The sequence below is a fragment of the Mesorhizobium sp. C277A genome (genome assembly GCF_040324395.1).
GTDB lineage: Bacteria > Pseudomonadota > Alphaproteobacteria > Rhizobiales > Rhizobiaceae > Mesorhizobium.
The window spans coordinates 5,838,568-5,859,468 of record NZ_JAMYVW010000002.1; the positions used below are offsets into that span (position 1 = coordinate 5,838,568).

Here is a 20,901-nt window from a genome sequence, read left to right on the forward strand (position 1 = left end):
CGGAAAGGCGTTAGAAGCCGCCGGATGGATTTGAACACGATAGAGCGGAACGACCCCGACAGCGCCTCGCAAAGCGCTGCTGCGGCGTCCGCCCCGGCCAAAAAGGTCTTCGTCAAGACCTATGGCTGCCAGATGAATGTCTATGACTCACAGCGCATGACCGATGCGCTGGCCGCCGACGGCTACACCGCGACCGATGTCATCGCCGACGCCGACCTGGTGCTGCTCAACACCTGCCATATCAGGGAGAAGGCGGCGGAAAAGGTCTATTCCGAGCTCGGCCGCATCCGCGACATGAAGGCTGAACGCGCAGCAGTTGGGCGCGAAATGCTGATCGGCGTCGCCGGTTGCGTCGCGCAGGCCGAAGGCGCGGAAATCATCCGCCGTTCGCCTGCTGTCGATCTGGTCATCGGCCCGCAGACCTATCACCGGCTGCCCGATGTGCTGGCCCGGGTGCGCGGCGGCGAGAAGATCGTCGAGACCGAATACGCCATCGAGGACAAGTTCGAGCATCTGCCGCAGCCGAAGCGTGCCGAAATGATCAAGCGCGGCGTCACCGCCTTCCTCACCGTGCAGGAAGGCTGCGACAAGTTCTGCACCTTCTGCGTCGTGCCCTATACCAGGGGCTCGGAAGTGTCGCGCCCGGTGGCGCAGATCGTCGCCGAAGCCGAGCGGCTGGCGGATGCCGGTGTGCGCGAGGTGACGCTGCTGGGGCAGAACGTCAATGCATGGCACGGCAAGGGTGAGGATGGCATGGAATGGGGGCTTGGCCGTCTGCTGTTCCGGCTAGCCGAAATTCCCGGCCTGGCGCGGCTGCGCTACACCACCAGCCATCCGCGCGACATGGACGACGAATTGATCGCTGCCCATCGCGATCTCCCGGCTTTGATGCCTTATCTGCACCTGCCGGTGCAATCCGGGTCAGACCGCATCCTCAAGGCGATGAACCGCAGGCACACGGCCAAGGACTATCTGGCGCTGCTCGAGCGCATCCGCGCTGCACGCGGCGACATCGCGCTGTCCGGTGACTTCATCGTCGGCTTCCCCGGCGAAACCGAGGCCGATTTCGAGGCGACGATGGATCTGGTGGGCCAGGTGAACTACGCCTCGGCCTTCTCGTTCAAATATTCGCCGCGTCCCGGCACGCCGGGCGCCGATATGCCCGATCACGTGCCGGAAGCGGTCAAGGACGACCGCCTGCAACGCCTGCAGGCGCTGCTGCTGAAACAACAGCAGGATTTCGGCCTGAGCCTGGTCGGCTGCACCATCGACACGCTGATCGAGAAGCCCGGCCGTCAGGCCGGCCAGAAGGTCGGCCGCTCGCCCTGGCTGCAGCCGGTTATTGTTGATGAAAAGGCCGGCGAAATCGGTGACATTATCCGGGTGCGAATCACGAAGACGGGGTACAATAGCCTGTTCGCCGAGTTGGCTTGATGGCCTCGGCAGATGAGGAGAGACGGTTGAGCGCTGCTGAAGTGAAGACTCTGCCCCAGAACCAGACATCCGGGGCCTCTGACATGGCGCACATCGTTCTGACTTTCGACAACAATAAGCTTGCCAGCGCCCTGTACGGCCAGTTCGACGAGAACCTGGCCCGGCTCGAGCAGAAGCTCGGCGTCGACATCCGCTCGCGCGGCAACCAGCTGACCATCAAGGGCTCGGCCTCGGCGGCCGAGCAGGCGCGCCGCGCGCTCGACAATCTCTACGGCATTCTCCAGAAGGGCACCGATATCGGCCAGTCCGACGTCGATGGCGCCGTGCGCATGGCGATTGCCGCCGACGACCAGCTGACGCTGCCGACGCTGGAACGCAAGGGCAAGGTCTCGGCCGCCCAGATCTCCACCCGCAAGAAGACGATCTATGCCCGTTCGCTCAATCAGGACGCCTATATGCGGGCACTGGAGCGTTCGGAACTTGTCTTCGGCATTGGCCCGGCCGGCACCGGCAAGACCTATCTGGCGGTGGCCCATGCGGCGATGCTGCTCGAACGCGGCATGGTCGAGCGCATCATCCTGTCACGGCCGGCGGTCGAGGCCGGCGAGCGGCTGGGTTTTCTGCCCGGCGATATGAAGGAAAAGGTCGATCCGTACCTGCGGCCGCTCTATGACGCGCTTTACGACATGATGCCGGCCGACAAGGTCGAGCGCGCCATTGCCGCCGAGGTCATCGAGATCGCGCCGCTGGCCTTCATGCGCGGCCGCACGCTGGCGCATGCCGCCGTCATCCTCGACGAGGCGCAGAACACCACGCCGATGCAGATGAAGATGTTTTTGACCCGCCTCGGCGAGAATTCGCGCATGATCGTCACCGGCGATCCGACGCAGATCGATCTGCCTCCAAGCACCAAGTCGGGCCTCGTCGAAGCCTTGCGTGTCCTTGACGGCGTGGCCGGCGCGGTAACCGTGCGCTTCAACGATGTCGACGTTGTGCGCCACCCGCTGGTGGCCGAAATCGTCAGGGCCTATGACCGCGACGCCAAGCTGGCGCGCGGCCTCGGCGCCGAGAGCTGATGTGACGATGCGGGCTCATGCCTGAAGACATAAGACCTGGCGGCGGGGATAGTTCGGTTCCCGTCGAGATCGATATGTCGGTCGAGGCCGGCGACTGGCCCGATGAGGCGGCGCTGACGCGTCTGGTCGATCGCGCCGTGTCGGCTGCCTTTGCCGAAACCGCTGCTGCCGGTCCTTCCGAAGTCAGCATCGTCTTTTCCGACGATGCCCATATCCGTACCCTCAATGCCGGCTGGCGCGGCAAGGACAAGGCGACCAACGTCTTGTCTTTCCCGGCTTTTCCGTTCCCCAGGGGTGGCAAGCTGCCGCCGATGCTGGGTGACATCGTGCTCGCCGCCGAGACGGTGGCGCGCGAAGCAGCCCTGGAAGACAAGCCCTTCGAGAACCATATCACCCATCTCGTCATCCACGGCCTGCTGCATTTACTGGGCTACGATCACGAGACCGATGCAGAGGCCGAGGAGATGGAAGCCATCGAGCGCTCAACGCTCGCAAGGCTTGCCATTCCCGATCCCTACACGTAATGACAAAAGACCAATTGACCGGACGACGATGAACGACAAACCAGAAACTGCCGCCCGCCCCGAGGCTGGCAGTGCGACAAAGCCTTCCGATACGACGGAAGAGGGATCGAGTCCGAGTCCCAGTTCCGGCAGCCCCGCTTCTGGTAGTATTGCCAGCGAGCCATCGCCTGCCGGTCCGTCCTTGTTCGACCGCGTCTTGGGCCTTTTCAGGCAGCGGAACGGCACCAGCCTGCGCGAGGAAATCGCCGGCGCGCTTGCCGAAACGACCAGCGATGCCGGGTCTTTCTCGCCCGGCGAACGCGCCATGCTCAACAACATATTGCGCCTGCGCGAGGTACGCGTCGAGGACGTCATGGTGCCGCGCGCCGATATTGAGGCCGTCGAGATCACCACGACGTTGGGCGATCTGCTCGGTCTGTTCGAGCAGTCCGGCCATTCCCGCATGCCGGTCTATTCCGAGACGCTCGACGATCCGCGCGGCATGGTTCACATCCGCGACGTGCTGGCCCACATCACCAAGGTCGCCCGGGTCAAGAAGGGCAGAACATCCAGGAAGACGCCGGCAACGACGCTTCTCGACCTCGCCCAGGTCGATCTCGGCCGCACCATCGGCGACCTCAATCTGATCCGCCCGGTGCTGTTCGTGCCGCCCTCGATGCTTGCCTCCGACCTGATGGGCCATATGCAGACGACGCGAACCCAGATGGCGCTGGTCATCGACGAATATGGCGGCACCGATGGTCTCGCCTCGCTGGAAGACATCGTCGAGATGGTCGTCGGCGATATCGAGGACGAGCATGACGAGGACGAGCCGCTGATCACCCAGACCGGCGAGGGCGTGTTCGTCGTCGACGGCAAGGCCGAGATCGACGAGGTCGCCAAGATGATCGGCGAGGACTTTACCGCCGGTGAGCATGGTGAATATGTCGACACGATCGGCGGCATGATTTTCAACACGCTCGGTCGCGTGCCCGCGCGTGGTGAGGTTGTGCAAGCCATTCCCGGCTTCGAATTCCACGTGCTCGACGCCGATCCGCGCCGCGTCAAGCGGGTGCGCATCGTCCAGAACCAGAAGGGCGAGCGTCGCCGCCGCGTGACCGCCCCCCGCACCGAGCAGGCCTAGGACAGAACGTTGCCCGGCCGATGACGATCGACGATCCCTTCAAGCACTCAACCTTTGGCTCGGGTGTCTTCTACAAGGACCCGCGAGCCGCATTGAAATGGCTCGAAACGGCCTTCGGCTTCGAGCCGAGCATGGTGGTCAGCGATGCCGACGGACGGCTGGTCCATGCCGAAATGCGCTTTGGCGACGGCTACATCATCGTCGATTCCGAATGGGCCGATCATATTGCCAGTCCGGTAAGCGTCGGCGGCAAGAACACTCAGTCGGTCTGTGTGCGTCTGAAAGACGGCCTGGACGTGCATTGTGGGCGGGCAATGGCGGCTGGAGCCCAAATCGTCGAGGAGCCTGCCGACCATTTCTACGGCGAACGGCAGTATCGGGCGCGCGACCCCGAAGGCCATGTCTGGACCTTCACCCAGACCGTGCGCACGGTGCCGCGCGAGGAGGCCGAGCACCTGAGCGGGCTCACCATCGAGGGATGGCACCGATAGCGCAGCGATCGGCCGGTTCGCGTTTCAATAAATCTGATAAATCTTGGCTCCTGATTCGCGCGACCTGGGAAGTCTGTATGGAGCGCCTTGCCGGCCGGATAATTCTGCTTTGGGGCTGGCGGCGCGCGCTGGTGGCGTTTCTTGCCGGGGCGCTGGCGGTGCTCGCCCAGGCGCCTTACGATTTCTTCGCCGTCTGTTTCGTCTCGTTTCCACTGCTGGTCTGGCTGCTCGACGGCGCCACCGGCGAGGCTTCCGACGGCTGGCTCAGGCGCCTGCGGCCGGCTTTTGCCATCGGCTGGTGGTTCGGCTTCGGCTATTTCCTCGCCGGCCTGTGGTGGATCGGCGAGGCGCTTCTGGTCGAGGCCGACAGTTTCGCCTGGGCCTTACCCTTCGCGGTCGCAGGCATTCCTTTGGCGCTGGCATTTTTCTACGGCTTCGCCACCGTCGTCGCGCGGCTGTTATGGACCAACGATATTGGCCGCGTTGCCGCCCTTGCCTTTGCTTTTGGCCTGACGGAATGGCTGCGCGGCTTCCTGTTCACCGGCTTTCCCTGGAATGCCGTCGGCTATGCGGCGATGCCCGTGCCGCTGTTGATGCAAAGCGTGTCGGTGACCGGCATGGTCGGCATGAACGCGCTGGCGGTCTTTGTCTTCGCCATGCCGGCCTTGCTTGCAGCACGCCGGCATGTCCGTCTCGGTGTGGTCCTGCTTGCCATTCTCGTCGCCGCCCATGCCGGCTTCGGCTATGTCAGGCTCGCGACCCCCGACAAGCCGGCAACCCGCACTCTCGATGTCCGTATCGTGCAACCGGATGTCGACCTCAGCGAAAAATGGGACACTTCGGTGCGCGACCGCATCTTCGCCACGATGATGGGCCTGTCGGCCGCAGCGCCCGATCCCGGCCATAACAAACCGCAGTTGATCCTGTGGCCGGAGACCTCGGTACCCTTCCTGTTCACCGAGCGTCCGGACGCGCTGACCGCGGTCGGCGACATGCTGCAGCCTGGTCAGATGCTGATTGCCGGCGTCGTGCGCGAGGAGCGCGGATCCGGGGCGGATGCCGACAGCCGCTACTACAATTCGGTGGTGGCGATCGATGACAAGGGCGAAATCGCTGATGCCGTCGACAAGGTCCATCTGGTCCCGTTCGGCGAGTATCTGCCGTTTTCCGGTCTGCTCAGCCGCTTCGGCATCGGACAGCTCGTCGCCGGGCCGATGAATTTCGCCGCCGGCAACGAGCGCCATCCGATCGCTTTGCCCGGCGGCATCAGCGCCTTGCCGTTTATTTGCTACGAGGTGATCTTTCCTGATCTTGTGGCTGTTGACGCAACGTCATCCCAGCTTATTGTGAACGTCACCAACGACGCATGGTTCGGCGACACGCCCGGGCCGTACCAGCATTTCAGGCAGGCTCAGATTCGCGCGGTGGAAAACGGATTGCCGCTGTTGCGCGCCGCCAACAACGGCATTTCCGCCGTTGTCGATACGCGCGGACGCATCGTCGACGCATTGGCGGTCGATGCACGTGGCGCCATCGACGTGCGGGTGCCGATCTCCGGCCAAGCCTTCATCTCCGCCGCGCGGCGGCGCATTAACGGAATGCTGATCATGTTGGTGTTTGCCGCAATCGCCCTCAGCTTGAACGTAAGGCAACGGCTACGGGTGAATTGACAGTCGACACATTAGAAACTCATACTGTTACCGCCTAATTTTCTCGAAGTCGGTTGGTGTTTCTGTTGGGGCAGTTGGCTCCGGCTTCGTTGGGCGAGAAAAATAGAAAAGGCCGGAAAAATTCGGCGAGGAAAAAATGACAGAAGAAAACAAGAAGAAACCGAATCCGATCGACATCCATGTCGGAAGTCGCGTCCGCCTTCGGCGCAATATGCTTGGAATGAGCCAGGAAAAGCTTGGTGAAAATCTCGGTATTACGTTTCAGCAGATCCAAAAATATGAAAAAGGAACGAACCGCGTCGGCGCCAGCCGTCTGCAGGCAATAGCCTCGATACTCAGCGTGCCTGTCGCCTTCTTTTTCGAGGATGCGCCAGGGCAGGAGCCGGTGGGTAATAGAGGATTTGCCGAGGACACTTCGATGGCTTTCGCCGTCGAATTCTGCGGCAGTCCGGAAGGGCTTCAGCTCAACCGCGCGTTCGTCAAGATCGCGGATGTGAAGGTGCGCCGCCGGATTATCGACCTTGTGAAGTCCCTTTCTGCCGAAGATGCCGAGTGATTCGGTGGGTCGATTGACCCATTGGGCCCCAGTAATCCCCTGGGTCCGAGTAGCCCAGAGGCTCGACTGCCGGCGGCGCCAAGCCGCCGGTGGTACAAGATATATTGCTGCGGCACTCATGCCAGAACCGCGGCACCGCTTGACGAGCGGCGCCCGGCACCGTTAACACGTGGCGCGCCAAAATCGGCAGCCCTGCCGATCGTTTTTTCAAGAGGGGACACCCGTGACGCGGCAGAACTACTTCTTCACCTCGGAATCCGTGGCCGAGGGTCATCCCGATAAAGTCTGTGACCGCATCTCGGACGAGATCGTCGATCTGGTCTATCGCGAGGCCAAGAAGACCGGCATGGACCCATGGAAAGTCCGCGTCGCCTGCGAGACGCTCGCAACCACCAACCGCGTCGTCATCGCCGGCGAAGTAAGGGTTCCCGATACTCTGCTGAAGCGGGACAAAGCCGGCAACATCCTCAAGGACGCCGCCGGGCATTCGGTCGTCAACCCGGCCAAGTTCAAGTCGGTCGCCCGCAAGGCGATCCGCGAAATCGGCTACGAGCAGGCCGGCTTCCACTGGAAGACGGCAAAGATCGAGGTTCTGCTGCACGGCCAGTCGCCCGACATCGGCCAGGGAGTCGACAACGCCGCCGACCGCCAGGGCGAAGAGGGTGCCGGCGACCAGGGCATCATGTTCGGCTATGCCTGCCGCGAGACCCCGGACCTGATGCCGGCGCCGATCTATTACAGCCACAAGATTCTCGAACTGCTCGCCGCTGCCCGTCACGAAAACAACGGCGAAGCCGGCAAGCTCGGACCCGACGCCAAGAGCCAGGTCACCGTTCGCTATGTCGATGGCAAAGCCGCCGAAGCGACGCAGATCGTGCTGTCGACGCAGCATCTCGACGCGACCTGGGATTCCAAGAAGGTCCGCAAGGTCGTTGAGCCTTACATCCGTGAGGCGCTCGGCGACCTCAAGATCGCCGACGATTGCATGTGGTACATCAACCCGACGGGCAAGTTCGTCATCGGTGGACCGGACGGCGACGCCGGCCTGACCGGCCGCAAGATCATCGTCGACACCTACGGTGGTGCTGCCCCGCACGGCGGCGGCGCCTTCTCCGGCAAGGACACCACCAAGGTCGACCGCTCTGCCGCCTATGCGGCGCGCTATCTCGCCAAAAATGTAGTGGCGGCCAAGCTCGCCGACCGCTGCACCATCCAGCTGTCCTACGCCATCGGCGTTGCCCAGCCGCTGTCGGTCTATGTCGACCTGCACGGCACCGGCAAGGTCGACGAGGCCAAGCTCGAGGAAGCGCTGCGCACGGTGATGGATTTGTCGCCATCCGGCATCCGCAGGCATCTCGACCTCAACAAGCCGATCTACGCAAAGACCTCGTCCTACGGCCATTTCGGCCGCAAGGCCGGCCGAGACGGGTCCTTCTCCTGGGAAAAGACCGATCTGGCCAAGGCGCTCAAGGACGCGATCGCTGCTTAGGCATGATTCCAAAAAGTGGGTACCGGTTTTTTGGAAAAGATCATGCTCCAACAAAGGATTAGATTGAGATGAGATTTCAGCCAAATCTCATCTCAATCCCAAATCTCATCTCAATCTAAGCGCGGCGCGCGACCAGGCCATGGATCCACAGGACAGGCGGAGCCGGGCGACCGAAGGGTTCTTCGGCCGCCGGCACGGCAAGACCATTCGCCCGCAGCAGGCGGCGGCGCTGGAAAGCGGTCTTGGGGCCTATGGCCTCGACCTCTCCGTCCAGGCACCGGCAGAATTGCGCGCGCTATTCTCAGCGGATGTTTCAACGGTTCGGCTGGAAATCGGCTTCGGCGGCGGTGAGCATCTGCTGCACCGTGCCACGGAGGCACCGGCGACCGGCTTCATCGGTGTCGAGCCGTTCGTCAACGGCATGGCCAAGCTGATGATGGCGGTGCGGGAAAAGCCGCTTGCCAATCTTCGCGTTTATGACGACGACGCCACGCGCCTGCTCGATTGGTTGCCGCAGGCGTCGCTCGACGGCATCGATCTGCTCTACCCCGATCCCTGGCCGAAGAAAAAGCACTGGAAGCGGCGTTTTGTCAGCCCGCTCAACCTCGATCGGTTCGCGCGCGTGCTGAAGCCGGGCGGAAAATTCCGCTTCGCATCCGACATCGACACCTATGTGAACTGGACCTTGTTGCACTGTCGGGCGCATGGCGGGCTCCTCTGGCAGGTGCAAGATGGGGCCGACTGGCATCGGCCCTATGAAGGCTGGCCGGGCACACGCTACGAGGCAAAAGCCATTCGCGAGGGCCGACGGCCGGTCTATCTCACCTTCATCAGAAAATAGTTCGATGCGGGAAAGTGTCCCGCATCGACAGCCGGTCTGGCTTCAGAAACGGCCGATCTTGCCGAAAGCGGTCGGGTCCATGCCGAGCCGGCGCAGATCGTTGGCGCGCGGCTTGCGGCCGGCTTCGACGGCCCGCGAGGCGGCAACGGCGCTGCCGAACAGGGCAAAGGCGTCGCCTATGGCGGAAAACACGGTACGGTTGCTCATTGTCTTGACCTTTCGCGCGCCACCGCGCGCTCATCTTTGATTTGTGCAGTGCAACATAGATAGGGATGTGAAATCCGGGATCACAGGGCCGTTACCGCATAGCCGGCATGCGCCGCGCGCAATCCTGCCAGCCGTCCCCGGCTGCACTCTGCCCGGCCCGTCAACAGACTTGAAACACCGGCCGGGATCGTCTATATCAGCCTCAAATTCTTGGTCGGTATGACGAAGAGTGGGTCCACCCGGTCCCGCTCTTTTTTATTACCTGCCGGTCAGCCATCAGCAAAGAGATGGTTCGGGACGACGATCATCCTGATCCAGAGAACGACAGGAACCGCATGACTGCAACGGCAAGCGAAGCCGACGACCGCATCATCCGCGAAAGCGGTATCGATGCGCGCATCGCGCTGATCGTTCAGCCGGTGTTGCGAGGCATTGGCTTCCGCCTCGTGCGGGTGCATCTGTCGGGCCAGAACGGCCTGACGCTGCAGATCATGGCCGAACGCGAGGACGGCACCATGACCGTCGAGGATTGCGAAGAGGTCAGCCGCGCTGTGTCGCCGGCGCTCGACGTCGATGACCCGATCGAGAAGGCCTATCATCTCGAAGTGTCGTCGCCGGGCATCGACCGGCCGCTGGTACGCAAGTCGGATTTCGTCACCTGGACCGGCCATCTGGTGAAGATGGAAACCTCGGTGCCGGTCGCCGACCGCAAGCGCTTCAAGGGCAAGATCGCCGAAGCCGGCGAAGACGACATGCTGCTCGAGCGCGACAAGGCCGCCTACGGCGAAGAGCCGACGGTTCGCATTCCTTATGACGCGATCGCCGATGTGCGGCTGATCCTCACCGACGACCTTATTCGCGATGCCCTTTCGAAGGACAACCGGGAACGCAAGGAAGCCAAGAAACGCCGCGGCGAAGCTGATGATGCACCCGAAGGTGCTGAAGGCGGCGCGGAAGACGAAATCGAACAGGAACTATGATGAGCGGCCGGGCCTAAAAGCTCGGCAACAAGCTCGGGAGAAATAAGATGGTTGTAAGCGCCAACAGACTTGAACTGCTGCAGATCGCCGACGCGGTGGCGCGTGAAAAGTCGATCGACAAGTCGATCGTCATTGCCGCCATGGCTGATGCGATCCAGAAGGCCGCGCGCTCGCGCTACGGCCAGGAAACCAACATCCGCGCCGACATCAACGCCAACACCGGCGAGATGAAGCTGCAGCGGCTGATGGAAGTGGTCGAGAAGGTCGACGACTACGCCACCCAGATCGCCATTTCCTCGGCCCGCGAGCGCAATCCGGACGCCCAGCTTGGCGACTTCATCGCCGAACAGCTGCCGCCAATGGATTTCGGCCGCATCGCCGCCCAGTCAGCCAAGCAGGTCATCGTGCAGAAAGTGCGCGAGGCCGAGCGCGACCGCCAGTATGACGAATACAAGGACCGCATCGGCGAGATCGTCAACGGCACCGTCAAGCGCGTCGAATATGGCAACGTCATCGTCGATCTCGGCCGTGGCGAGGCGATTATCCGCCGCGACGAGCTGATCCCGCGTGAAAACTACAAGTACGGCGACCGCGTCCGCGCCTATGTCTACGACGTGCGCCGCGAACAGCGCGGCCCGCAGATATTCCTGTCGCGCACCCATCCGCAGTTCATGGCCAAGCTCTTCACCATGGAAGTGCCGGAAATCTATGACGGCATCATCGAGATCAAGTCGGTCGCCCGCGACCCAGGCTCGCGCGCTAAGATCGCCGTCATTTCGCGTGACTCGTCGATCGATCCGGTCGGCGCCTGCGTCGGTATGCGCGGCAGCCGCGTCCAGGCCGTGGTCGGCGAATTGCAGGGCGAAAAGATCGACATCATTCCGTGGTCGCCTTCGGCCGCCTCCTTCATCGTCAACGCGCTGCAGCCGGCGGAAGTCGCCAAGGTGGTGCTCGACGAGGATGCCGAGCGCATCGAAGTGGTGGTTCCCGACGACCAGCTGTCGCTGGCCATCGGCCGTCGCGGCCAGAACGTGCGTCTTGCCTCGCAGCTCACCGGCTGGGACATCGACATCCTGACCGAGGCCGAGGAGTCTGAGCGCCGCCAGAAGGAATTCGTCGAACGCTCGTCGCTGTTCATGGAAGCCCTTGATGTCGACGAGATGGTCGGCCAGGTGTTGGCCTCCGAAGGCTTCACCAGCGTCGAGGAAGTTGCCTACGTCGATTCGGGCGAGATCGCCTCGATCGACGGTTTCGACGAAGACACCGCTTCGGAGATCCAGACCCGCGCCCGCGAATATCTGGAGAAGATCGAAGCCGAGCATGACGACAAGCGCAAGGCGCTGGGCGTCACCGACGAACTGCGCGAGATCCCTGGCGTCACCACCGCCATGATGGTGACGCTCGGCGAGGATGGCGTGAAGACGATCGAGGATTTCGCCGGCTATGCCGCCGACGACCTGACCGGCTGGAAGGAACGCAAGGACGGCGAGACCAAGGTATTCCCGGGTGTGCTCGCCAATCACGGCGTGTCGCGCGCCGACGCCGAGCAGATGGTTCTGGCAGCCCGCCTCAAGGCCGGCTGGATCACCGAAGACGAGCTTGCAGCCGAACAGGTCCCGGCTGACGAAGCCGTTGGTGCGTGAGGTGAAACCGCATCGCACACAACCCGCCCCAGGACGAGATGAACGATCGCACCTGCATCGTCACGCGCAAGCAAGCCGAGCCGGATGAGCTGATCCGTTTCGTCGTCGGCCCGGATTCGGCCGTCGTTCCTGACCTGAAGAGAAATCTGCCCGGCCGTGGTTGTTGGGTGAGCGCCGACCGCCTACATATCGACAAGGCGGCGGCGAAGAACCTGTTTGCCCGCGCCTTCAAGGCGCAGGTCGTCGTGCCGCCCGATCTCGGCGGCATGGTCGACGGACTGCTTGCACGATCCGCTTTGGGTATGCTTGGCCTTGCCCGCAAGGCTGGCTCGATCGCACTCGGCGCAACCAAGGTCGAGAGCGCGGTGCGCTCGGGGTTGGCGCTTTTCGTGCTCCACGCGACCGAGGCATCCGACGATGGCGTGCGCAAGATCAGTCAGGCGCGGCGGGCAACTGTCCACCTCGGCGGGCCTGCAGTCCTTGCCTACAAACTTTTCTCCGAGGCCGAGTTGAGCTTGGCATTGGGGGGTACAAATGTGATACATGCTGCCGTTCTCGCGGGAGACGCGGGCAAGGCGGTTGAGAGGCGCATGGTTGCGCTCGACCGATATCGGGGCGGAACCCCCGACGATCTGGCAATGCTTGCGGCCGTTGCTGACGAAGATGATGCTGCAGAGGATATGGAATGAGCGATACGAAATCGGGCGACGACAAGACGTTGAGTGTTACACCGAAGAAGACCTTGACGCTGAAGCGCCCCGGTACCGAGCAGAGCGTCGTGCGCCAGAATTTCTCGCATGGCCGCACCAAGCAGGTCCAGGTCGAGATCAAGAAGCGCAAATTCTCCATGCCCGGCGACAAGCCGGAGCCGGTGGCTGCACCCGTATTTACGCCCAAGCCCGCGGTTGTGGCAGCCCCCGTCGTGCAGGAAGCGCCCAAGGCGCCGCCTCCGCCGCCGCCGGCCGAACGCGGCGGCATGGTGCTGAACGAACTGTCGCGCAATGAAATGGAAGCGCGCCGCAGGGCGCTCGAAGGCTCCAAGGTTCGCGACGTCGAGGACCGCCAACGCGCCATCGAAGAGGCCAAGCGCCGCAACGAGGATGAGGAACGCCGCAAGCGCGAGCGCGAGGAATCCGCGCGCCGTCAGGCCGAGGAAGAAGCCCGCCTGCAGACCGAGGCCGAGTCCCGCCGCCGCGCCGAGGAAGAAGCGCGCCGCCGCGCGCCGCAGGCTGCCGAGCTTGTGGCATCGGACGACGAGGAAGAGGTCAAGCCGAAGCGCACCGCCGCCGGCGCCCCGGTACGCCGTCCGGTTACGCCCGAAGTGGCGCGCCCGGCCAAGCCGACCAAGGCCGAGGAAGACCGTCGTCGCGGCAAGCTGACCCTCAACACGGCGCTTTCCGACGAGGACGCGCGCGCCCGCTCGCTGTCGTCGATGCGTCGCCGCCAGGAAAAATTCAAGCGCGCGATGCATAATGAGCCGCGCGAGAAGGTTATGCGCGAAGTGATCCTGCCTGAAACCATCACCATCCAGGAACTGGCGCAGCGCATGTCCGAGCGCGCTGTCGATGTGGTCAAGTACTTCATGAAGCAGGGCCAGATCCTGAAGCCGGGCGACATCATCGACGCCGACACGGCCGAGCTGGTCGCCACCGAATTCGGCCACACGGTCCGCCGCGTCGCCGAGTCCGACATCGAGGAAGGCCTGTTCAACATTGCCGACAATGCCGAGGACCTGGTGTCGCGGCCGCCTGTCGTGACCATCATGGGCCATGTCGACCACGGCAAGACCTCGCTGCTCGACGCCATCCGCAATGCCAATGTCGTCTCCGGCGAAGCCGGCGGCATCACCCAGCATATCGGCGCCTACCAGGTCGAGAAGAACGGTCAGAAGATCACCTTCATCGACACGCCCGGTCACGCCGCCTTCACGGCGATGCGCGCCCGCGGCGCTCAGGCGACCGACATCGCCATCCTGGTGGTGGCGGCCGACGACAGCGTCATGCCGCAGACCATCGAATCGATCAGCCATGCCAAGGCGGCCGGCGTTCCGATCATCGTGGCGATCAACAAGATCGACAAGCATGATGCCGATCCGCAGAAGGTGCGGTCGGAACTGCTGCGCCATGAGGTGTTCGTTGAATCGATGGGCGGTGAAGTGCTGGACGTCGAAGTGTCGGCGACCAAGGGCACCAACCTCGACAAGCTGTTGGAAGCGATCCTGCTGCAGGCCGAAATCCTCGACCTCAAGGCCAATCCGGACCGTACCGCCGAGGGCGTCGTCATTGAAGCCCAGCTCGACAAGGGCCGTGGTCCCGTCGCCACCGTGCTGGTGCAGACCGGCACTTTGATGCCGGGAGACATCCTCGTCGCCGGCAATGAATGGGGCCGGGTGCGCGCTCTGGTCAACGACCGTGGCGAGCAGATCAAGGAGGCGCCGCCGGCTATGCCGGTCGAGGTGCTCGGCCTGCAGGGCACGCCGCAAGCCGGCGACCGCTTCGCTGTCGTCAACAACGAGGCCCGCGCCCGCGAGATCACCGAATATCGCCAGCGTCTGGCGCGCGAGAAGGCAGTGGCTCGCCATGCCGGCCAGCGCGGCTCGCTCGAACAGATGATGTCGCAGCTGCAGACGAGCGGGTTGAAGGAATTCCCGCTGGTCATCAAGGGCGACGTGCAGGGTTCGATCGAGGCGATCAACGCCGCTCTCGACAAGCTTGGCACCGACGAGGTGCGTGCGCGCATCGTTCATGCCGGCGCCGGCGCCATCACCGAAAGCGACGTGTCGCTGGCGGAGACCTCGGGGGCCGCGATCATCGGCTTCAACGTCCGTGCCAACGTGCAGGCACGTGCGGCCGCGGCGGCCGCGGGCATCGAAATCCGCTACTACTCGATCATCTACAACCTCGTCGACGATGTGAAGGCAGCACTTTCCGGCTTGCTGTCGCCGGAACGCCGCGAGACCTTCATCGGCAATGCCGAGATCCTCGAGATCTTCGACATCACCAAGGTCGGCAAGATCGCCGGCTGCCGTGTCACCGAAGGCAAGGTCGAGCGTGGAGCGGGCGTGCGCCTGATCCGCGACAACGTCGTCATCCATGAAGGCACGCTGAAGACCCTCAAGCGCTTCAAGGACGAAGTCGCGGAAGTTCCGGGCGGCCAGGAGTGCGGCATGGCCTTCCAGAACTACGAGGACATGCGCGTTGGCGACATCATCGAGTGCTTCCGCGTCGAGATGGTGACCCGGACGCTCTGAGTTCGTATACTGTCGATACGACCGGGCGGTGGTCGAAAGACCGCCGCCCTAACTTTAATGCCTGTCGCCCAAAAGTGCGGGATAAACGACATGCATAGAAACAAGTATGAGACATGCGGCACGGTCCCATCCCGCGCCTCACGCTTTCCGGATTGAGAAAAATGCCCCGTCCAACCGCCTCCAGCCCATCCCAGCGCATGCTTCGCGTCGCCGAACAGGTGCGCCATGCGCTGTCGGAAACCTTGCAGCGCGGCGAGATTATCGACCCGCTGATCGAGAACACCGTGGTTTCGGTCTCGGAAGTGCGCATGTCGACTGATCTGAGGGTCGCAACGGCCTTCGTTTCGCCGCTCGGCGCCAAGGACACGGGTGCGGTCATCGACGCGCTCAACAAGCATGCGAAGTTCGTCCGTGGCCGCGTCTCCGGCGCGCTCCGCCAGATGAAGTTCATGCCGGAGTTCCGCTTCAAGCTCGATACGTCCTTCGACAATTTCGCCAGGATCAACGATTTGCTGAAATCGCCCGAAGTCGCGCGAGACTTGGGTGCCGATGGCGAAGACAACGACAAGGACGAGAAATAGTGGGGCGCCGCGGCAAGAAGAAGGGACGGCCGATCTCCGGCTGGGTGGTGCTGGACAAGCCGGTTGGCATGGGTTCGACCGAAGCCGTCTCCAAGATCAAATGGCTTTTCCAGGCAGAAAAGGCCGGCCATGCCGGCACGCTCGACCCGCTGGCCTCTGGCATGCTGCCGATCGCGCTCGGCGAGGCAACCAAGACCGTGCCTTATGTGCAGGACGGCGCCAAAATCTACCGGTTCACCGTCGCCTGGGGCGAGGAGCGTTCGACCGACGATCTCGAAGGCCCGGTGACGCAAAGTTCCGACCGCCGTCCGGCGGAAGAAGATGTCAGGGCGCTGCTGCCGAACTACACCGGCGTCATCATGCAGACACCGCCGCAATTCTCGGCCATCAAGATATCAGGCGAACGCGCCTACGATCTCGCCCGTGGGGGCGAGACAGTCGACATCCCCGCGCGCGAGATCGAGATCGGCCGTCTGGACATCGTCGAGCACGCTGCCGACCACACTTTGTTCGAGGTCGAATGCGGCAAGGGCACCTATGTGCGCTCGCTGGCCCGCGACATGGGCCGCGACCTCGGCTGCTTCGGTCATATCGCCGAATTGCGCCGGGTCGAGGTCGAGCCGTTCACCCAGGAGGATTTCGTCACCCTCGCCGAACTGGAAGTCGCCCGTTTCGGCGAACAGCGCGAAGCTGACAAAGAGGGCGACGCCGATGTTGCCGATGCGCCGATTGACTTCGGCGCCATCGATGCGCTGCTTGTCGACACGGCCGCCGCGCTCGACTGCCTGCCCCAGATCGCCATCAGCGACGAAGCGGCGACCAAGATCCGCCTTGGCAATCCCGTCATCATCCGCGGCCGCGACGCGCCCGTGGAAGCCGAGGAAGCCTGCGCCACCGCGCGCGGCAAGCTTGTCGCCATCGGCGCCATCGAGCAAGGCATGTTCAAGCCGAAGCGGGTCTTTGTCGGCTGACCACTCTCGTCTAGTCTTACGTCGACGTCACATCCGAGGGGCACATGGCAAAGGCTGAGGCGGTGAAGAAGCGGGCGCCGGTGACAACGCGCCGGCCGCCGGTTGGCGCCTCGCCCGGCACGCTGATCGCCGATCCGGCGGCGCGACGGTCCGAGCTGCGGCTGACGCTGATTTCGCCTGAAAAATTCAAGACCATCAACGATGCCAGCATCGACGATCTCAACACCCATTGCGACAACTGGCCGGTCGTCTGGTTGGACTGCACCGGTCTCGCCAACATCCAGCTGATCGAGGAGATCGGCCGGATCTTCAACCTGCATCCACTGGCTCTGGAAGATGTCGTCAACACCGGCCAGCGGCCGAAGGTCGACTTCTTCGAGGACCACGCCTTCGTCGTCATGCGCATGATCGACGACGTCAAGGTGCATCGCTATGAGCAGATCGCGGTGTTCTTCGGCAAGAAATTCGTCGTCACCTTCCAGGAGCGCGAAGGCGATCCGTTCGACCCCGTACGCAAGCGCATCGCGGCAGCGTTGCCCAACCGCTTGCGGATGCGCGGCGCCGACTATCTGGCCTATGCGCTCATCGACTCCATCGTCGACAGCTATTTCCCGCCGATTGAGGCCGCTAGCGAGGAGGTCGATGGCATCGAGGACGAGATGCTCAACACGCCTCACAAGCATCAGATGCGCCAGCTGCACGAATTGCGGCGCGACGCCAATGTGCTCAAGGGCGTGCTGTGGCCGATGCGCGACGCGCTGGCGACGCTGATCCGCAACGACGTGCCCTATGTGAAGCCGGAGACGAAAATCTTCTTCAACGACACGCTCGACCACGCATTGCGGCTGATCGAGCTGGTCGAGAACCAGCGTGATATGCTGACCGGCTTGATCGAAATGCATTTGTCGCTGAGCCAGGCACGCACCAACGATGTGATCTCTTATCTCACCATCGTCTCGGTGATTTTCATGCCGCTAACCTTCCTGGTCGGTATCTGGGGGATGAATTTCGATCCCGAGAGCTCGCCGTGGAACATGCCGGAACTGAAAGCCTACTATGGCTACCCGGCTTCGCTGCTGTTCATGCTGGCCGTTGCTGTCGGGCTGATCGTCTTCTTCAAAAGCAAGAAGTGGCTGTAAGGTTTCGGTGTCAGGGGAATCCTGGATTCCCGAGCAAAGGGCTGCGACAAGCCGGCTTTATGAATGGGCTGGTGTTTTCCGGGGAATTGCCCTATATGCGCCGCAGCATCGCGCCATGTCGCTTTGCTTGCACCGGCCCCTGCTGGACGACATCCCGGCTGAGGGCGACCCGTTTCCTCAAACAGATAAGGAAAAACACGATGTCGATTACTGCCGAGCGCAAACAGGAATTGATGGGTGAATTCGCAACCGCCAAGGGCGATACCGGGTCTCCGGAAGTCCAGGTGGCCATCCTTTCCGAGCGCATCAAGAACCTGACCGACCACTTCAAGGACCACAAGAAGGATAACCATTCCCGCCGTGGTCTGCTCGCTCTCGTCTCCCAGCGCCGCAGCCTGCTTGATTATCTCAAGCGCAAGGATGACGCGCGCTATCAGACGTTGATCGAGAAGCTCGGTCTGCGCCGTTGACGAATTGACCGGCGGGCTTTCGAAGGAGAGCCCGCCGGTCGCGCATTCTGCCAGTCGCATCGATTGGCTAGACCCGGTTTCGAGCGCGCAGAGGCCACTCGAAACCGCCCATGGACGGTCATGGGGCAGGATTGCAGGACGCTCGTGCGCTAACCAGTGCCGAAATCTACCCGAGCTTCCCGTTGTCTTGCCCGTGGCTGCCCGAGAAAGGAAGCCAGGGAAAGGGCATCCGCGCACCGTGAAACGGCGCGGCCCTTTCCGCTTATTAAGGACAAGATATGTTCAACTACCACAAAGTGGAAATCGAATGGGGCGGCCGTCCGCTCATCCTGGAAACCGGCAAGATCGCACGTCAGGCTGACGGCGCGGTGCTTGCGACCTACGGCGAAACCAAGGTTCTCGCCACCGTCGTTTCGATGAAGGAGCCGAAGCCAGGCCTCGATTTCTTCCCGCTGACCGTCAACTACCAGGAAAAGACCTACGCCGCCGGCAAGATCCCCGGCGGCTACTTCAAGCGCGAGGGACGTCCGAGCGAAAAGGAAACGCTGGTTTCCCGCCTGATCGACCGCCCGATCCGCCCGCTCTTCGCCGACGGCTACAAGAACGACACCCAGATCGTCGTCACCGTCGTCCAGCATGACCTCGAGAACGATCCCGATATCCTGTCGATCGTCGCCACCTCGGCCGCTTTGACGCTGTCGGGCGTTCCCTTTATGGGCCCGATCGGCGGCGCCCGAGTCGGCTACATCAACGGCGAATACGTGCTCAACCCGCATGTCGATGAGATGCAGGAATCCAGGCTCGACCTCATTGTCGCCGGCACCGCCGACGCCGTGCTGATGGTCGAGTCCGAAGCCAAGGAACTCGGCGAAGAGCTGATGCTCGGCGCCGTCATGTTCGGCCACAGGGGCTTCCAGCCGGTGATCGACGCCATTATCAAGCTGGCCGAAGTTGCCGCCAAGGAGCCGCGCGATTTCACGGCGCCGGACTACTCCGCGCTTGAAGCCGAAATGCTGAAGATCGTCGGCGACGAGCTCAGCAATGCCTACAAGAACGTCGACAAGCAGAAGCGCTACGCTGCCGTCGACGCCGTCAAGGCGAAGGTCAAGGCTGCGTTTGCCCCGGCTGAAGGCGAAGACGCCAAGTACACCTCCGAGCAGATCGGTTCGGTGTTCAAGGAACTCCAGGCCAAGGTCGTGCGCTGGAACATCCTCGACACCGGTTCGCGCATCGATGGCCGTGACCTCAAGACTGTCCGCAAGATCGTCTCGGAAGTCGGCGTCCTGCCGCGCACGCACGGTTCGGCGCTGTTCACCCGCGGCGAGACCCAGGCGCTGGTCGTTGCCACGCTGGGCACCGGCGAGGACGAGCAGTATGTCGATTCGCTGACCGGTATGTACAAGGAGAAGTTCCTCCTTCACTACAACTTCCCTCCCTACTCCGTCGGCGAGACCGGCCGCATGGGTTCGCCGGGCCGCCGCGAAATCGGCCACGGCAAGCTCGCCTGGCGCGCCATCCGTCCGATGCTGCCGAGCGCGGACCAGTTCCCCTACACGCTGCGCGTCGTCTCGGAGATCACCGAGTCCAACGGTTCGTCGTCGATGGCCACCGTCTGCGGCACATCGCTGGCGCTGATGGATGCCGGCGTTCCGCTGGCCAAGCCGGTTGCTGGTATCGCGATGGGCCTGATCAAGGAAGGCGAGCGCTTCGCGGTTCTGTCCGACATCCTGGGTGACGAAGATCACCTCGGCGACATGGACTTCAAGGTTGCCGGTACCGAAGGCGGCATCACCTCGCTGCAGATGGACATCAAGATCGAGGGCATCACCGAGGAGATCATGAAGATCGCGCTGGACCAGGCCAAGGACGGCCGCCAGCATATCCTCAGCGAGATGGCGCATGCTCTGACCGGCGCCCGCCCCGAACTCGGTGAGTTCGCACCGCGCATCGAGGTTATGCACATCCCGACCGACAAGATCCGCGACGTGATCGGCTCCGGCGGCAAGGTTATCCGTGAGATCGTCGAGAAGACCGGCGCAAAGATCAACATCGAGGACGACGGCACGGTCAAGATCGCTTCGTCGAACGCCAAGGAGATCGAGGCGGCCAAGAAGTGGATCCATACCATCGTCGCCGAGCCGGAAGTCGGCGAAATCTACGAAGGCACGGTCGTCAAGACCGCCGACTTCGGCGCTTTCGTCAACTTCTTCGGTCCGCGTGACGGCCTCGTCCACATCTCGCAGCTTGCCAACGACCGGGTCGCCAAGACCTCGGACGTCGTCAAGGAAGGCGACAAGGTCTGGGTCAAGCTGATGGGCTTCGACGAGCGCGGCAAGGTCCGCCTGTCGATGAAGGTCGTCGACCAGGCCACCGGCAAGGAAATCGCCCGCGACAAGAAGGCCGAAGGCGAAGAAAACGCCGCCTGAGTGGTCTGACAATAGAGTTGAACGGGCGCG

General features: G+C 62.9%; 19 protein-coding genes. 18 read left to right on the plus strand and 1 reads right to left on the minus strand.

The genetic code is table 11. The features are described from left to right. The first annotated feature begins 24 nt into the window (after positions 1 to 24). The 9 genes from miaB to trmB all read left to right on the plus strand — a co-directional run bounded on the left by miaB (position 25) and on the right by trmB (position 9,204). On the plus strand, positions 25 to 1,434 hold the full coding sequence (gene miaB, locus NKK52_RS28710; RefSeq protein WP_023682013.1) for a tRNA (N6-isopentenyl adenosine(37)-C2)-methylthiotransferase MiaB: 1,410 nt from the start codon (positions 25 to 27) through the stop codon (positions 1,432 to 1,434). 83 nt (positions 1,435 to 1,517) lie between these two features. After that, entirely contained in the window at positions 1,518 to 2,510 is a 993-nt protein-coding gene (locus NKK52_RS28715; protein ID WP_027049340.1) for a PhoH family protein, read from the plus strand. A gap of 17 nt (positions 2,511 to 2,527) precedes the next feature. Next, positions 2,528 to 3,034 (plus strand): rRNA maturation RNase YbeY, encoded by a 507-nt coding sequence (gene ybeY, locus NKK52_RS28720; protein ID WP_023682012.1) that lies wholly within the window; start codon positions 2,528 to 2,530, stop codon positions 3,032 to 3,034. A gap of 28 nt (positions 3,035 to 3,062) precedes the next feature. Further along, positions 3,063 to 4,157 (plus strand): hemolysin family protein, encoded by a 1,095-nt coding sequence (locus NKK52_RS28725; RefSeq protein ID WP_023682011.1) that lies wholly within the window; start codon positions 3,063 to 3,065, stop codon positions 4,155 to 4,157. Positions 4,158 to 4,177: 20 nt separating this feature from the next. Then, the gene (locus NKK52_RS28730) at positions 4,178 to 4,648 is read left to right on the plus strand and encodes a VOC family protein (protein WP_023682010.1); all 471 of its coding nucleotides are present in this window, start codon (positions 4,178 to 4,180) and stop codon (positions 4,646 to 4,648) included. Positions 4,649 to 4,725: 77 nt separating this feature from the next. Continuing rightward, on the plus strand, positions 4,726 to 6,318 hold the full coding sequence (gene lnt, locus NKK52_RS28735; RefSeq protein WP_023682009.1) for an apolipoprotein N-acyltransferase: 1,593 nt from the start codon (positions 4,726 to 4,728) through the stop codon (positions 6,316 to 6,318). Positions 6,319 to 6,454: 136 nt separating this feature from the next. Further along, a complete protein-coding gene (locus NKK52_RS28740; RefSeq protein WP_023669550.1) occupies positions 6,455 to 6,874 on the plus strand; it encodes a helix-turn-helix domain-containing protein in 420 nt (139 codons plus the stop codon). A gap of 223 nt (positions 6,875 to 7,097) precedes the next feature. Further along, positions 7,098 to 8,363, plus strand: coding sequence for a methionine adenosyltransferase (gene metK / locus NKK52_RS28745; protein WP_023669551.1), 1,266 nt, complete (start codon positions 7,098 to 7,100; stop codon positions 8,361 to 8,363). A gap of 139 nt (positions 8,364 to 8,502) precedes the next feature. Next, entirely contained in the window at positions 8,503 to 9,204 is a 702-nt protein-coding gene (trmB, locus tag NKK52_RS28750) for a tRNA (guanine(46)-N(7))-methyltransferase TrmB (RefSeq protein WP_023682008.1), read from the plus strand. A 42-nt stretch (positions 9,205 to 9,246) separates the two neighbouring features. Here trmB and NKK52_RS28755 read toward each other — a convergent pair whose 3' ends face one another. Next, complete coding sequence (locus tag NKK52_RS28755; RefSeq protein WP_023669553.1) at positions 9,247 to 9,411, minus strand: hypothetical protein; 165 nt, start codon at positions 9,409 to 9,411, stop codon at positions 9,247 to 9,249. Positions 9,412 to 9,746: 335 nt separating this feature from the next. Between NKK52_RS28755 and rimP the strand changes: the two genes are divergently transcribed. The 9 genes from rimP (at position 9,747) to pnp (ending at position 20,871) form a co-directional block, all read left to right on the plus strand. Further along, the gene (gene rimP / locus NKK52_RS28760) at positions 9,747 to 10,391 is read left to right on the plus strand and encodes a ribosome maturation factor RimP (RefSeq protein WP_023669554.1); all 645 of its coding nucleotides are present in this window, start codon (positions 9,747 to 9,749) and stop codon (positions 10,389 to 10,391) included. A gap of 47 nt (positions 10,392 to 10,438) precedes the next feature. Continuing rightward, the gene (gene nusA, locus NKK52_RS28765; RefSeq protein WP_023669555.1) at positions 10,439 to 12,034 is read left to right on the plus strand and encodes a transcription termination factor NusA; all 1,596 of its coding nucleotides are present in this window, start codon (positions 10,439 to 10,441) and stop codon (positions 12,032 to 12,034) included. A 38-nt stretch (positions 12,035 to 12,072) separates the two neighbouring features. Next, the gene (locus tag NKK52_RS28770) at positions 12,073 to 12,723 is read left to right on the plus strand and encodes an RNA-binding protein (protein WP_023669556.1); all 651 of its coding nucleotides are present in this window, start codon (positions 12,073 to 12,075) and stop codon (positions 12,721 to 12,723) included. After that, positions 12,720 to 15,284: a translation initiation factor IF-2 gene (gene infB / locus NKK52_RS28775; protein ID WP_023669557.1), complete on the plus strand. Its 2,565-nt coding sequence runs from the start codon at positions 12,720 to 12,722 to the stop codon at positions 15,282 to 15,284. The genes NKK52_RS28770 and infB overlap by 4 nt, the downstream gene beginning before the upstream one ends. 161 nt (positions 15,285 to 15,445) lie before the next feature. Continuing rightward, complete coding sequence (gene rbfA / locus NKK52_RS28780) at positions 15,446 to 15,865, plus strand: 30S ribosome-binding factor RbfA (protein ID WP_023669558.1); 420 nt, start codon at positions 15,446 to 15,448, stop codon at positions 15,863 to 15,865. After that, the gene (truB, locus tag NKK52_RS28785; RefSeq protein ID WP_023682007.1) at positions 15,865 to 16,836 is read left to right on the plus strand and encodes a tRNA pseudouridine(55) synthase TruB; all 972 of its coding nucleotides are present in this window, start codon (positions 15,865 to 15,867) and stop codon (positions 16,834 to 16,836) included. Before rbfA ends, truB begins: the two co-directional genes overlap by 1 nt. Before the next feature lie 44 nt (positions 16,837 to 16,880). Next, on the plus strand, positions 16,881 to 17,975 hold the full coding sequence (gene corA / locus NKK52_RS28790; RefSeq protein WP_023682006.1) for a magnesium/cobalt transporter CorA: 1,095 nt from the start codon (positions 16,881 to 16,883) through the stop codon (positions 17,973 to 17,975). 95 nt (positions 17,976 to 18,070) lie between these two features. Beyond that, positions 18,071 to 18,445 (plus strand): 30S ribosomal protein S15, encoded by a 375-nt coding sequence (gene rpsO / locus NKK52_RS28795; protein WP_280790898.1) that lies wholly within the window; start codon positions 18,071 to 18,073, stop codon positions 18,443 to 18,445. Positions 18,446 to 18,723: 278 nt separating this feature from the next. Beyond that, positions 18,724 to 20,871 carry a polyribonucleotide nucleotidyltransferase gene (gene pnp, locus NKK52_RS28800; RefSeq protein WP_023682005.1) on the plus strand — a complete coding sequence of 716 codons (2,148 nt, stop codon included), beginning with the start codon at positions 18,724 to 18,726 and terminating at the stop codon, positions 20,869 to 20,871. Positions 20,872 to 20,901: the final 30 nt, after the last annotated feature.